Origin of the sequence: Bacillus sp. FDAARGOS_235 (assembly GCF_002073415.2) — a bacterium.
Taxonomy (GTDB): Bacteria; Bacillota; Bacilli; order Bacillales; family Bacillaceae_G; genus Bacillus_A; species Bacillus_A toyonensis.
The window spans coordinates 835,659-849,868 of sequence record NZ_CP020437.2 but is presented as its reverse complement, the minus strand read 5'-3'; the positions used below and the strand labels follow the sequence as shown (position 1 = coordinate 849,868).

At 33.4% G+C, this 14,210-nt stretch carries 16 protein-coding genes and 1 other annotated feature; of the genes, 12 read left to right on the top strand and 4 right to left on the bottom strand.

The features are described from left to right. Nucleotides 1-99: 99 nt before the first annotated feature. Nucleotides 100-348: a binding site (T-box leader), on the top strand. A gap of 117 nt (nucleotides 349-465) precedes the next feature. Further along, on the top strand, nucleotides 466-1,806 hold the full coding sequence (locus A6J74_RS05955; RefSeq protein ID WP_000814551.1) for a sodium-dependent transporter: 1,341 nt from the start codon (nucleotides 466-468) through the stop codon (nucleotides 1,804-1,806). A gap of 36 nt (nucleotides 1,807-1,842) precedes the next feature. After that, complete coding sequence (locus A6J74_RS05950) at nucleotides 1,843-2,757, top strand: alpha/beta fold hydrolase (RefSeq protein WP_000584217.1); 915 nt, start codon at nucleotides 1,843-1,845, stop codon at nucleotides 2,755-2,757. A gap of 36 nt (nucleotides 2,758-2,793) precedes the next feature. Here A6J74_RS05950 and A6J74_RS05945 read toward each other — a convergent pair whose 3' ends face one another. Together A6J74_RS05945 and A6J74_RS05940 are read right to left on the bottom strand one after the other, a co-directional pair. Beyond that, the gene (locus tag A6J74_RS05945; RefSeq protein WP_000701726.1) at nucleotides 2,794-3,369 is read right to left on the bottom strand and encodes a nucleotidyltransferase family protein; all 576 of its coding nucleotides are present in this window, start codon (nucleotides 3,367-3,369) and stop codon (nucleotides 2,794-2,796) included. Between the two features lie 24 nt (nucleotides 3,370-3,393). After that, nucleotides 3,394-4,191, bottom strand: a complete 798-nt coding sequence (locus A6J74_RS05940) for a lipid II flippase family protein (protein WP_000028917.1) — start codon at nucleotides 4,189-4,191, stop codon at nucleotides 3,394-3,396. A 194-nt stretch (nucleotides 4,192-4,385) separates the two neighbouring features. Between A6J74_RS05940 and A6J74_RS05935 the strand changes: the two genes are divergently transcribed. From A6J74_RS05935 to A6J74_RS05910, 6 genes are all read left to right on the top strand, one after another. Then, the gene (locus A6J74_RS05935; protein ID WP_000288768.1) at nucleotides 4,386-5,051 is read left to right on the top strand and encodes an HAD family hydrolase; all 666 of its coding nucleotides are present in this window, start codon (nucleotides 4,386-4,388) and stop codon (nucleotides 5,049-5,051) included. Between the two features lie 204 nt (nucleotides 5,052-5,255). Beyond that, on the top strand, nucleotides 5,256-6,695 hold the full coding sequence (locus A6J74_RS05930) for a GntP family permease (RefSeq protein ID WP_000424321.1): 1,440 nt from the start codon (nucleotides 5,256-5,258) through the stop codon (nucleotides 6,693-6,695). Between the two features lie 86 nt (nucleotides 6,696-6,781). Further along, nucleotides 6,782-7,984, top strand: coding sequence for an iron-containing alcohol dehydrogenase (locus A6J74_RS05925; protein WP_001158488.1), 1,203 nt, complete (start codon nucleotides 6,782-6,784; stop codon nucleotides 7,982-7,984). A gap of 146 nt (nucleotides 7,985-8,130) precedes the next feature. Then, nucleotides 8,131-8,829 carry an aspartate/glutamate racemase family protein gene (locus A6J74_RS05920; protein WP_000848588.1) on the top strand — a complete coding sequence of 233 codons (699 nt, stop codon included), beginning with the start codon at nucleotides 8,131-8,133 and terminating at the stop codon, nucleotides 8,827-8,829. A gap of 87 nt (nucleotides 8,830-8,916) precedes the next feature. After that, complete coding sequence (locus A6J74_RS05915; protein WP_000493242.1) at nucleotides 8,917-9,390, top strand: SAM-dependent methyltransferase; 474 nt, start codon at nucleotides 8,917-8,919, stop codon at nucleotides 9,388-9,390. Next, nucleotides 9,387-9,827, top strand: a complete 441-nt coding sequence (locus tag A6J74_RS05910) for a GNAT family N-acetyltransferase (protein ID WP_001223858.1) — start codon at nucleotides 9,387-9,389, stop codon at nucleotides 9,825-9,827. Before A6J74_RS05915 ends, A6J74_RS05910 begins: the two co-directional genes overlap by 4 nt. 56 nt (nucleotides 9,828-9,883) lie before the next feature. Here the strand turns inward: A6J74_RS05910 and A6J74_RS05905 are convergent, their stop codons facing one another. Further along, nucleotides 9,884-10,411 carry an HAD-IIIA family hydrolase gene (locus A6J74_RS05905; protein WP_000181774.1) on the bottom strand — a complete coding sequence of 176 codons (528 nt, stop codon included), beginning with the start codon at nucleotides 10,409-10,411 and terminating at the stop codon, nucleotides 9,884-9,886. Between the two features lie 29 nt (nucleotides 10,412-10,440). Further along, entirely contained in the window at nucleotides 10,441-10,872 is a 432-nt protein-coding gene (locus A6J74_RS05900; RefSeq protein ID WP_000009785.1) for a GNAT family N-acetyltransferase, read from the bottom strand. Nucleotides 10,873-11,501: 629 nt separating this feature from the next. On the opposite strand from A6J74_RS05900, the gene A6J74_RS05895 reads away from it, so the two are divergent. The 4 genes from A6J74_RS05895 (at nucleotide 11,502) to A6J74_RS05880 (ending at nucleotide 14,163) form a co-directional block, all read left to right on the top strand. After that, nucleotides 11,502-12,089, top strand: coding sequence for a YpjP family protein (locus tag A6J74_RS05895; protein ID WP_001134417.1), 588 nt, complete (start codon nucleotides 11,502-11,504; stop codon nucleotides 12,087-12,089). A gap of 106 nt (nucleotides 12,090-12,195) precedes the next feature. After that, entirely contained in the window at nucleotides 12,196-12,831 is a 636-nt protein-coding gene (locus A6J74_RS05890; protein ID WP_001174982.1) for an HAD family hydrolase, read from the top strand. A 1-nt stretch (nucleotide 12,832) separates the two neighbouring features. Continuing rightward, nucleotides 12,833-13,219: a VOC family protein gene (locus A6J74_RS05885; RefSeq protein WP_001094654.1), complete on the top strand. Its 387-nt coding sequence runs from the start codon at nucleotides 12,833-12,835 to the stop codon at nucleotides 13,217-13,219. Nucleotides 13,220-13,230: 11 nt separating this feature from the next. Further along, nucleotides 13,231-14,163 (top strand): aminoglycoside phosphotransferase family protein, encoded by a 933-nt coding sequence (locus tag A6J74_RS05880; RefSeq protein WP_000848159.1) that lies wholly within the window; start codon nucleotides 13,231-13,233, stop codon nucleotides 14,161-14,163. The last annotated feature ends 47 nt before the right edge of the window (nucleotides 14,164-14,210 follow it).

Sequence of the window (14,210 nt, the reverse complement as noted above, 5' to 3'; positions counted from 1 at the left end):
AAAAACCTTTTCGACAAAAAAATTAATATATACCTTGACAGTTATAAATATAACCGATATACTTCATATTAATTTCAAAAGAAAATATATTCTAAATATTAAAATGTGTTGAATAGGAGTAGTAAGGTCATGTATTTGTGCAGAGAGCTATGGGTTGGTGCGACATAGTCAAATGACATCCTGAACTCGCCTAGGAGCAGTAAGGTGGAACGGAATTACATTCTTAGTAAATCTTAACGGTTAACCTTCGATATTAGGTTTGTAATCAAACGATTACTACTAAGGTGGATTCATAATGGAATCAATAAGGGTGGTACCGCGTTAAGTAAATGGCTTAGCGTCTCTTTTTATAAAGAGATGCTGAGCCATTTTTTATTTTATAGAAAAAGAAATGGAGGGTTTATTCGGATAGGTATATAAAATTTAATTATTTGTATAAAAAGATTTAATTAGGAGGAAAATAAGATGAAACAGACGGAGCAATGGACTTCGAAATTAGGATTTATAATGGCTGCAGCAGGATCAGCAATTGGATTAGGCGCAATATGGAAGTTTCCTTATATCGCTGGGAAGAGCGGGGGAGGAGCATTCTTTTTAATCTTTATATTATTTACTGTGTTAATTGGACTACCACTATTAATAGCTGAATTTATGATTGGACGCAGTACACAGAAACAAGCAGTTGGCGCATTTAAAAGTATTGCACCAAATACAGGGTGGCACTGGATTGGACGCCTTGGCGTTGGAACGTGTTTTATATTACTTTCGTTTTATAGTGTTGTAGGTGGATGGGTATTGATTTATTTATTTAGAGGAGTAACTGGACAACTTATTACTCCGGGACAAAATTACGGTGCATTATTTACTGAAACAATTGGAAATCCCGCTTGGGCTATTACTGGACATTTCGCTTTTATGTTCATTACGATATGGGTTGTATCAAAAGGTGTACAAAACGGAATTGAAAAAGCAAGTAAATATATGTTACCAGCATTGTTCGTTTTATTTGTCGCCCTTATTATTCGTTCATTAACATTGGATAATGCAATGCAAGGTGTGAAGTTTTTCTTACAACCAGATTTCTCAAAGATTACTTCAGAAAGTATTTTGTTCGCAATGGGCCAATCGTTCTTTGCGATTAGTATCGGAATATCAATCATGGTTACGTATAGTTCCTATTTAAATAAAAAAGAAAGTTTACCAAAATCAGCAATAACAATTGTTGGATTGAATTTATTTGTTTCTTTATTTGCAGGTCTTGCAATTTTTCCAGCAGTATTTTCATTAGGAATGGAGCCGACGGAAGGGCCTGGATTGCTATTTATCGTATTACCATCTGTATTTAGTCAAATTCCATTTGGCGGATTGTTCTTAACGGTATTTCTTGCGCTATTTACATTTGCCACATTAACATCGGCGTTTTCTCTACTAGAGACGGTTGTTTCAGCATTAGCAAATGGTGAACAAGAAAGAAGAACGAAACTATCATGGATCATTGGTTTCTGTATTTTCTTAGTAGGTATACCATCTGCGTTATCATTTGGAGTATGGAGTGATATTACGATTTTTGGTAAGAATATTTTTGATGCGGTAGACTTTTTATCTAGTAATATATTAATGCCACTAGGAGCGCTATTTATTAGTATTTTCGTATCATTCAAAATGGAAAAGAAGGTGCTAGAAGCAGAATTTTTTGTAGGTGGAAATTACGGAAAGAAAGTATTTACTTGTTGGGCATTTTTACTTCGGTTTGTAGCACCAATTGCCATAATCATCGTCTTTTTAAATGTAATAGGAATTATTTAACATAAAATGTTATAATATTCAGTAAAAAAGAAGGTGATGATTATAAAGGCGAATTTGATAGAAGCAGGGAAATACATGGACATTAGAGGGAAGAAGTTATATGTTGAAGCACATGGAAACCCTAAAAGTAAGCCTGTATTATACTTGCACGGCGGTCCGGGAGAGAGCTGTTATGATTTTTCATTTCATCAAGCGGAACGTTTAAAAGATTCTTTATATGTAATTATGATAGATCAAAGAGGTGTTTGTCGCTCAGAAGAAATTCTTGAGGACGAAGCTTTTGGATTAAATGATTTGATTGAAGATTGTGAAGAACTAAAAAAAGTATTGCAAATTGAGAAGTGGTCTGTAATTGGACATTCTTTCGGTGGATATGTAGCATTGTTATATGCATCGATATATCCAAGTTCAATAGAGAAAATAATATTTGAAGGACCAACTTTCGATTTTGCATTAACAAGTAGAGCTTTGTTACAAAAGACAGGGGATTTATTAAAAAAGTATGGAAAAGAAGAAGTAGCAAAAGAGTCCATCGCTTATTCATCTAGCAATGCTAGTTCCGAAGAGTTGCTTGAAGCTTATATAAGATTAAGCGATGAATTAGAAGAAAAAAGAATGGAGATTTACAATAATAATGAAGATAGGACAGATGAGAGTTTATACAGTGATCAAGAGTGGGAAGTATTTTCAAAACGCTCCAAGATTCATTTTGATAGATTAAAATTAGAAGGCGCATGTCATACATCATTATTATCCAAAATAAAAGATGTACAAAATCCAATGTTATTACTTGTAGGAAAACATGATGTAGTAACGTGTGAAAAACAAATTGAAATATTTAATAAAGATGCTCGAAACGGCAAGTATATTGCATTTGAAGAGAGCGGTCATTCACCTCATTATGAGGAAGCGGATAGATTCGCAGAAACAGTCATGTATTTTTTGAAATGAAGAAAAGGGTGCTTCTATAAATGAGAAGCACCCTTTCTAAATTTCTGGATATGTGATTGTTATGTTAGGCCATTTACTTTGCCAATTCTTTTTAATAACTCTGTTTTTGTACATATGTATACGTCCTTTTGATTCGAGAAAATGAGCTGTTGGTCTCACTTGTAATGAAAGAACATCTCCAATACCGCACGGAGCTGTTAATATAACATTGTTTTTTTCGTCTAATGTAACCCCTAAAGCCGTTGCTGTTTCAGGGAATTTAGAAATAGCATCAACAGAAGAAGAATATGGTGGCATGTTGTTCACCACATGCATACGAGCTTGATTTTTAACCGACCAAGGTATAGAAGCATCCATATTTGTTAGTGTTTTCTCTACGGATTGTTCATATGTCTCGTCTTTATGTAATGGATCAAAATAGATGACATCAACGTCCGGTGTAGCAGTTCTTACTTCGTAGTTATGCAAAGTATCCCAAAGTTTAGAACGAACAAAACCGGCGCAAATCCACCAATCAGGTAGCTCTAGTGATTTTGCTATGTGTAATACGTTCATCATCCATTTGTCGTTTTCTATTAAGCGAATTACATCTTGTTCTGTTTGTATCTTCATTGATAAATTCACCTTCCTAGTAAATTAATGCATCAGTTCAATAATCCATAAAATCCAGTAAGCACCTGGTACGAACAACAGTTGTGCGAGTAAAGTACCGAGAAGTCTAGATATCATTAACCAACCATACATTTTACTCATAGATTCAGCACCATTTTCTGATTGTAAAGCACGCTCTGTTAATAGAGCAATGCGTGGATCGAGCAATACTGTTAATAAAATAGTAGCAAAACCATTCACAAGGCCAGAAGCTGTACTTGCATTTGTTGCGTAATCTGGATTTAGAAAAGAAGCATAAAGGGCAGAAAGAACACCTGCTGTATAAATTGCAGTAGCAAACATGTTAATAAGCATAATACGCTTTGGAATACCACCGATACGCAATCTATGAATCATTTCAAATCTTGGAAAGCGCACATATTTTTTTGTGTACTTTAATTTTTGAATGTTATTTGTTTTCATCATTCGAATGAAAGAACCATCTGTTTCAAAGTTTTGAATGACATATCCAAATAGTTTTGTCAAAGTTGGATAAAGAATAATCGCAAGTAATGTACCTATGGAAGCAGATAATAGTACAAGTCGTATAGTATGCTCTAAATTAATAGAAGCATCTCGTTTTGCTTCATCGACAATCCCGCCAATTAAAAAGGCTTGTAGTAAATTTGAAGTTCTTGAAATAAGTAATACCATTCCTACGACAGATAAGGCAACGACAATCTTTTTTAAACGAACACCAGCTAATCGAATACTATAAGAACTAGTTTCGACTGCGTGGATGACAATTGTGAAAGCCATTATAAAAATTAACGTAATTGACATTTGTTTCACCAGTTTCTATTGAATTAATTGTAACTTTCTTACTTTATCATATCTATCCGTCTAATGTAACCGAAACTATGTAACATAGAAAAAGTGATTTTTTTGAAAAAACAAATAATGGTAGTATAGTAGAGGTAGAGTAGTAAAAAAACCTTTAGTATTACATGTAAAGTAGGATGAGTGGGGGATTAAATATGTATACAACATTTTTATTTGATTTAGATGGAACAGTAACGGATCCTAAAAAGGGGATTGTAAATTCAGTTTTGTACGCGTTAGAAAAGGTTGGAATTGAAGAATTACATGTAAGTGAGTTAGATTCATTTATTGGTCCTCCTATTCAGCAATCATTCGTAGAGAGATATAATATGAATGAAGGAGAAGTTGAACGAGCTGTTTTTTATTTCAGGGAATATTTAAAGCAACGTGGGTTGTTGGAGAATAGTGTATACGAGGGTATTCCAAATCTCCTAAAACAATTAAAAGATAACGGAAATCGTTTATTTATAGCTACTTCAAAGCCTACTATTTTTGCTAGACAAGTAATAGAGCATTTTCAACTAACGAATTATTTTGAAGATATCATTGGAAGTAATTTAAATGGAACAAGAATAAAAAAAGAAGAAATAATTGCACATATTTTACTTCAGAATGAAGGACTTAATAAAGAGGAAGTTGTTATGATTGGAGATAGAAAGCACGATATAATAGGTGCAAATCATAATGGAATTGCTTCAATTGGCGTTTTATATGGCTATGGTAGTGAAAATGAGTTGATTGAAGTTAGTTCGACCCATATAGCGAAGGATATAGAAGAACTACACCATTTTTGTATAGAAAATAGTTTAATAAAAAAATAAAAATAGAGACTAACAATCCCTTTATAACGTATGACGATGAAATCGTTTCTGTTTAAAGGGATTTTTCATATGTAATCGAATATGTATAATTAGACATTTTAGTATGAAAAATTTGTATGAATTAGAGGAGGGATGTCAGAAATGAAAGATTAGTAGAAGTTTATCAATAAAAGATTGAATTTTCAGTTTAAAGGAGGGGTATAATTGGAGCTAGTTATTATATTATTAGCACTTAGCTTACTTATGTTTGTAGCCTATAGAGGGTTTTCTGTTATTTTATTTGCACCAATTTTTGCATTATTTGCGGTATTTTTGACAGAACCTAGTTTTGTATTACCTTTCTTTTCTAATATTTTTATGGAGAAAATGGTAGGGTTTATTAAACTATATTTCCCGGTGTTTTTACTTGGAGCAATTTTTGGGAAAGTAGTAGAAATGTCAGGAATTGCTGATTCTATTGCAAAGACGATTGTAGAGTTGGTTGGAGAAAAACGTACAATTTTAGCGATTGTTTTAATGGGTGCTATTTTAACATATAGTGGTGTTAGTGTATATGTAGTGGTATTTGCTATATTTCCGTTTGCAGCTAAGCTTTTTCGACAAGCTAATATTCCAAAGCGCTTAATACCTGGAACAATTGTCCTTGGAGCAGTAACATTTACAATGGATGCGCTCCCTGGATCACCACAAATTCAAAATGTAATACCTACAACATTTTTTAAAACGGATATTTATGCTGCACCGATACTTGGTATTGTAGGGGCAATTTTTGTTCTCACGTTAGGTTTATTATATTTAGAGAGTAGGCGTAAGAAGGCAAAAGCGGCAGGTGAAGGGTATTTTGGTTTTAACGATGGGAATACTGAAATGGCAGCATCTTTGGAATTAGAGCAGAAAGAAATACCGCTGTTAAATAGTTTAGAAATTACGAAGGTACAACAACTTATTGCTTTTATACCACTTATTTTAGTAGGTGTAATGAATAAAGTGTTTACTATTATGATACCGAAGTGGTATCCGAACGGTTTTGACTTTTCAGCAATTGGTATGAAAGCATTTGGAAAAGTAGAATTGAGTGCGGTAGTTGGAATATGGTCTGTAGAATTGGCACTTATAATAGGAATTTTAACAACTCTTTTATTATACTGGAAACGGGTAGTAACAGGATTTCAAGCTGGATTGAATACAAGTATAGGTGGAGCACTACTTGCAACAATGAACACTGGAGCGGAATTTGGTTTCGGTGGTGTCATTGCAGCACTTCCAGGTTTTGCAATTATGAGAGATGGCATTTCTGCAACGTTCACAAATCCTTTAGTGAATGGAGCGGTAACGACGAATATTTTAGCCGGTATTACAGGTTCTGCATCAGGAGGAATGGGGATTGTTTTAAGTGCGATGGGGGATAAATTTATTGCAGCAGCTAATCAATTTGATATCCCATTAGAAGTTATGCACCGTATCGTATCAATGGCATCAGGAGGAATGGATACATTACCACATAACGGCGCTATTATTACTATTCTTACAGTAACAGGTTTAACACATAAACAGTCATATAAAGATATATTTGCTATTACAGTTTTGAAAACGCTTGCTGTGTTTTTAGTTATCGCATTCTATACTATTACAGGAATTTATTAAAAATAGATACTATATGAATTGTAAAGGTTTATTTAGTTGATATTTTATAAACTAAACATTAATAAGGGTAAGAAGGGGTGGAGTATTTGCAAGAAGTTGCTGAGTTTCGTATGCCGAAGTCTGTACTATATGGAAGAAATTCGATTGAAAAACTGGGGGAACAATCAAAGAAGTTTGGGAAAAGAGCTTTTATAGTTACTGATACAATTATGGAGAAATTAGGGTATGTTGAAAGGTGCATAAAACAGCTAAATAAGAAAGGGATTACTGTTATTACATATAATAAAGTGAATGCTGAGCCTACAAATTTACACGTATTAGAAGCGTTAACGATTTGTAAAGAAGGAAAGTGTGATTTTATTATCGGTATTGGTGGTGGAAGTTGTATTGATGCTGCGAAAGCAGTAGCGGTGTTATATACTAATGGTGGAGCAATTGAATATTACGTCCAAAAAGATGTTGAAATAGAAAATGATCCACTACCACTCATTGCAATTCCAACAACTTCAGGTACTGGGTCAGAAGTAACAAGTGTAGCAGTAATTACGAATAAAAAAACAGATGTAAAAATGATGATGAAGCATCCGAGTTTTACCCCGCAAGTAGCGATTATTGACCCGATATTAACAAGTTCGGTACCACCTCATATTACGGCAGCGACAGGTATAGATGCATTATGCCATGCAATTGAAGCATATATTTCTAAATTTTCTCAACCACTTACAGATGTACTTGCTCTTTCGGCTATTGAAAGTATTATGAAATATTTACGTATTGCATATGAAGATGGAGGTAATATGGAAGCAAGGGAAGCAATGATGATCGCTTCATTACAAGCTGGAATTGCATTCTCAAATGCATCAGTTACATTAGTTCATGGAATGTCAAGACCAGTAGGGGCGTTATTTCATGTACCACATGGTATATCAAATGCAATACTATTACCTACAGTTTTAGAATATACAAAAGTGAGTGCAACAAAAAGACTAGCGGAAATTGGATGTTGTTTAAATAAAGATATGTATTCCTATTGTGATGAAGAAGTAGCCGATTATACGCTGAGGGAAATAAAAAAACTTTGTTTTGATCTTCGTATTCCAAATTTAAAAGAATACGGAATCGGTGAGGTTGAATTTGAAAATGCTATTTCAAAAATGGCCTCGGATGCAATTGAAAGTGGTAGCCCAGGAAATAATCCGCGAGTTCCTTCTTATAATGAAATTAAACAGTTGTATCGACAATGTTTTAATTATCAATATGAAGATTCTATAAAAACATTAGGGAATTAATTTCAGAATATTCACATAAAATTTCCTTGGAAATAGTTAAAACAAGACTTTATATTATAAACTTAAAGTCTTGTTTTATTGTGTATAATATACATAATAAAACATTGTTATTAGTTTAGAAAAAAGTTTAGGTAGGTGTGTTATATATGAAAACGATAGGGCTTATAGGTGGTATGAGTTGGGAATCGACTTCGGAATATTATCGAATTTTAAATGAAGAGATAAAAAGTAGATTAGGGGGATTACACTCAGCAAAATGTTTGATTAATAGTGTGGATTTTGAAGAGATTGAACGATTCCAGTCTAACGGGGATTGGGATGGAGCAGGAGAAGTATTAGGGAATGCGGCGTATTCATTGCAGAAGGGAGGAGCAGATTTTATAATCATTTGCACAAATACAATGCATAAAGTAGTGGAGAAAATAAAAGAGAATATTAACATCCCCGTATTACATATTGCTGATACTACTGCAAAAGAAATTAAAAGAAAAGGTATTCAAACGATTGGTCTACTTGGAACGAAATATACAATGGAGCAAGATTTCTATAAGTCACGTATAGAAGAGAATAATATAAAAGTAATAGTGCCAGTAGAAAAAAATAGAGAAAAATTAAATGAAATAATTTATACAGAATTATGTTTAGGAAAAATAACATCGCAATCTAGAGAATATTATAAAAGAGTCATAGAAGAGCTAGTGCAAAAAGGAGCACAGGGAATAATTTTAGGTTGTACAGAAATAGGATTATTAATAAAGCAGGAAGACGTATTAGTTCCGATATTTGATACAACTGTTATACATGCAATGGAAGCAGTAAATGTGTCTTTAGAAAATAGATTATAATTATATTATGTAAACTTAGTTCGTGTATGTGGAAAACATTCAGAAAATATTTTATAATGTAAGTGGTTACATTTAAGGGGGATGCGTATGTTTTCAGTTCAACCAATCGCATTTGTACATAATGAAAGAAAGGAAATAAAAGATGACGAATGGGGAGAAGTAAGATCCTGTATTACTTTAACTGAATTGTATACAGAGGAAAGTATACAAGGGATTGAAGAATTTTCTCATATTGAAGTTGTTTTTTATTTTCATAAAGTAACGGATGAACAAATTCAATATGTTGCTAGACATCCTAGAAATAATAATGATTATCCTAAAGTAGGCATTTTTGCACAGCGCGGGAAAAATCGCCCGAATCGCTTAGGTGTAACAATTGTAAAAGTGATAAAAAGAGAAGGTAAATCAATTATTGTTGAGGGATTAGATGCTATTGATGGCACCCCTATATTGGATATAAAGCCGGTAATGAAAGAATTTATGCCGAAAGAAGAAATTCTACAGCCTAAATGGGTAACGGATATAATGAGACAGTATTGGAAGGGGAATGGAGTAAAATGAGAATATATGAGGCAACAATTGCAGATTTAGATGGACTAGCATCAGTTTTTAATAACTATCGTATGTTTTACCGACAAGATTCCGATTTAGATGGTGCAAAAGTATTTTTACAAAATCGTATCGAGAGAAAAGAATCCGTTATTTTCGTAGCAGTTGAAGACGGTGAATATATTGGATTCACGCAACTATATCCATCATTTTCTTCCATTTCAATGAAAGAATTATGGATTTTAAATGATCTGTTTGTACAAGCCGCGAAGCGCGGAACTGGAACAGGTAAAAAATTATTAGAAGCTGCTAAAAAATTCGCATTAGAAAATGGCGCAAAAGGTGTAAAATTACAAACAGAGATTGATAATTTATCAGCACAGCGATTATACGCTGAAAATGGTTATTTAAGAGATAATCGTTATTTCCATTATGAATTAACATTTTAAAAAATGTAAGATTAAAAGAGACGTTTTCAAAATGAAAACGTCTCTTTTAAATTGTATTATAGTTGATTTAATATCCAGTTTGTTGCATCTTCAAAGTTTTCTGCAATGTAGTTTGGCTCAATATGTGCCCACCTGTCTCGGTACGTATGTAAAGCATCGTATCCAGCGCCTGTTCGTACTAATATTGTTGTCGCATTCACTTTTTCACCTGCCACAATATCAGTCCAACGATCACCAACTACAGCACATTGTGTTAAATCAAGCCCATGTTTTTCCGCTGCTTTTAGAAGCATGCCTGTACTTGGTTTACGGCATTCACAACCATCACCATGTTTGTGAGGACAAACGTAAATATCATCAAAACCGAAATCTTTTAATTCTTGTACAAAATCAGCTACAGTCGCTATTCCATCCGCGATACCTGGTTGATTTGTGAAAGAGAAAATTTTTATATTTTGAGCTTTTATTTTTTGCAGAGCTGCTTTTGTAAAGGGGAATAATGTAAAAGAACCAGGGTAATGTATTGTAGTGTCGCCGCCAATTGTACCGTCACGATCAATGAAAATTGCTTTAATGTTTGTCATATTTATAGTCCCTTCAAGTAAAAAGTAGTTTAAAAATGTTTTACAAATCGATATCCATTTACTTCATAACCTAATTTTTTGTAAAAAGGATGTGCTTCTACTCTTTTTGTTCCACTAACTAGCCATGTTCCAATGCAATGATGCTTCTTTGCTAATTGTTCTGCATAATCCATTAACACTTGTCCAATGCCTTTCCGCCGTATTGTAGAATCGACGCTAATAATTGAAATTTCTCCATAACGAGTTACATCTTCTAAATTTTCGCGTATACGAAACCCGAGTAATCCAAATATAGTTTCTTCTTCCACATAAACATATAAAAAATCAAAAGGACTCATTTGTACGAATTGCAAGCGGTTGTTCATATCTTCATAGGAAATAGAGGAACCTTTTAATTCTTTCGTTAAAGAACAAAGTGCATCTATATCATCTATCGTCGCTTCACGAATTTGAAAAGACATATTATTCACTCCAATAAAATGTAATCAAACATTTAATATTCTGTTAAAAAATGTTTTTTCCTGCTATGAAAATAAATATTTTATAATGATATATAAATAGTTATACTTCTTCATTTTTATTTATTACCAGCTGTAATTGCCGGGATTATTTTTATAGTATGGATTGGTTGGATTGTATTTTTACCATAGAAAAAGAGCCGAAAATGGCTCTTTTTCTAATCTGTCACACATTGATAAATAAAATATACTAAAACGAGTATGCTTGCGGCGGAATACATGACATCTAAAGTCATTTGGTCGCCTCCTTATTGTTGTTGTATTTTATTGTATGAAATCTTACAATTTCATATTCAAGTGAAAAATATGTGAACGTTAACAAAATTGTAAAGTGCAAAAATTACAATCATTTTGTATAATAGAAGAAACAACCGTTATATAAAGTGAAACTTTAATCAGTGGGGGGGGGTTCTTCATCCCCCACTGATTATTAGCCTTCACCAATCGGGCTTATACGGGCAGTTGATCCCCTGCCTAACTTTTTTACCTTCACTGAATTTTGAGGTGGTGGGGGTCTTGCTTACCCGTTAATGCGGGATAAAATATAATGAGTGAAAGGGGAGGGAACATAAATGCCAAATTGGTTTAGAAAAACCTTAGTCGCATTAATTACCGTATTTACATTTGGTTTAGTGACGCCTCCTTCCATATTGCTTGATAATGCCAAAGCTGCGGACAAGCCTACGAGTACAGCTGGGCAACAAAATTTGGAGAGCACGTCCTATACATATGAAGAAACGAATGACAGGTTAACCACCGATACTTTTATTACTTATGCAATGCAAGAAGCAGAGAAGCAGTCGATGCAAAAGTTTGGAACTAAAATTGGTCCAGTAATTGAAGATGAGTTTAAAGATGTAATATTACCGAAAATTGAAGAGGCAATTGCTGAGCTTGCAAATGATGTTCCAGAGGAGTCGTTGCAATCATTATCGATTTCTCAGAAACCCGCTGGTGGAAATAATGAAAAGATTTTTCACGTTTACGATACGAAATCTGGAAATGACTTACTACGATTTCATGTAAGAAGAGATCATCCACCGCAAGATGGTTATTATTTCAATTTCCATTATCATCGTTTTGATGATGGATACTCTGGACATCATGAACTAGGAAATATTTATTGGAATACGAATGTACCGCCAAAATGGCTTTCTTAAAAAGAACAAGAGAAAATCTTGTTCTTTTTTTGTTGATAAAAGGGTAAGACAACTATGTTGTTGAATAACATATGTTTAGGAAAAAAGAAGAAAAGGGAGTATGGAAATGCAAAAATATATTGTTTTTGACTTTGATGGCACATTAGTAGATTCACAAAATATATTTGTACCGATCTATAATCAAATAGCTGAAAAGCATGGTTATAAAACAGTAAGGGAAGAAGAAATTGAGCATTTACGTAAATTAACGATGCCCGAGAGATGTAAAAAACTCGATGTACCACTGTATAAACTACCGATATTAGCGTTAGAGTTTTATAAATTATATCAACCAGCTATAAAAGATCTCGTTTTGTTCCATGGGATGAAGGATGTATTAGATGAATTACATAAAAAAGGCTACGGGATTGCCGTCATATCCTCTAACTCAGAAGAGCATATTCGAGCGTTTTTACATAATAATGGTATCGAAAATATTCAAGAAGTGTATTGTTCTAAAAATTTGTTCGGTAAAGACAAAATGATAAAAAGGTTTTTAAAATCAAAAAAAATAACAGAGCAAGAAATGTTATATGTCGGTGATGAACAGCGAGATGTAGCAGCGTGTAAAAAGGCTGGTGTGAACGTAATTTGGGTATCTTGGGGATATGATGTCATTGAAACAGTAGAAAAAGATGCACCAGATTATATGGTTCATACGCCTATGGAAATTGTACAAGTCGTACAAGGGGCACATTCTTAATATGAATACACTTCGAGCAGGTATTCATCATATTGAATTTTGGGTCGCGAATTTAGAGGAGTCTATTTCTTTTTATGATAAATTGTTTTCGATAATTGGATGGAGAAAGTTAAATGAAGTAGCATATAGTACGGGAGAAAGTGAAATATATTTTAAAGAGGTGGGCGGGGAAATTGTAAGGACTTTAGGGCCTAGACATATTTGTTATCAAGCTACTCGTAGAGAAATAGTTGATGAAGTAGCAGATTTTCTTGCTAGTACAAAAGTGAAGGTAATACGTGGTCCGATAGAAATGAATCATTATTCGGACGGATACTATACGGTTGATTTTTACGATCCGAATGGATTTATTATAGAAGTAGCGTATACACCAAATGTAGAAATGTAAGGGGAATAAACATGAAGACAATTGCAGCACGGCAAAACAATATACAAATAGTAAAGGATGCAGCAAATATTGAAGAAATTTCTAAAGGTTTCTCACCTGATAAAAAATATATCATTACGACTATTAAAGATGAAAAGTATTTGTTACGGACAGGCGATATAAAAGAGTTTGAAAGAAAGAAAATAGAGTTTCAAATTTTAAATGAAATGCAAAAACGTAGTGTGCAAGCACAAAGGCCAATTGAAATGGGTTTGTTGGAAGAAGAAGGTTTATGCTACGGTGTTTTTTCGTATATAGAAGGAGAAGATGCGAAAAAATTGTTGCCTACATATACACTAAAAGAACAATATGATATTGGTATAGAAGCAGGAAAAGATTTAGCAAAAATGCATACATATGAAGCTCCTAAGGGTATACTTCCATGGTATGAAAGAGCCATGAAAAAACATCGAAAATATTTAGAGGCATACAAAACATGCGGAATAAAAATAAAAAATGATGATAAAATCATTAAGTTTATAGATGAAAATGAAATGTATGTACAAAACCGCCCAAATCGATTTCAACACGATGATTTTCATTTAGAAAATATAATTGTGCGGGATGGGAAATATGTAGGTGTTGTTGATTTTAATGGTTATGACTGGGGCGACCCACTTCATGATTTTGTAAAAATTGCACTATTTGCAAGAGACATTAGTATTCCGTATTCAATCGGACAAATAGAAGGATACTTTAATAGGAGAATACCAGAGGAGTTCTGGAAATTATATGCGGTGTACGTCGGCATGACAGTTTTCTCATCAGTTGTCTGGACATTACGAGCAGCACCGCATATGTTAGATGATATGTTAGAGCGTCTTACTATAGTTTTAGAGGATCATAATAACTTTGAGTTATCGAAGCCGATTTGGTTTCAATCAGATAAGATTGATATGAAATAGAAAAGATAGGTGTAATTCGCACCTATCTTTATTTTTTACCATCAAAA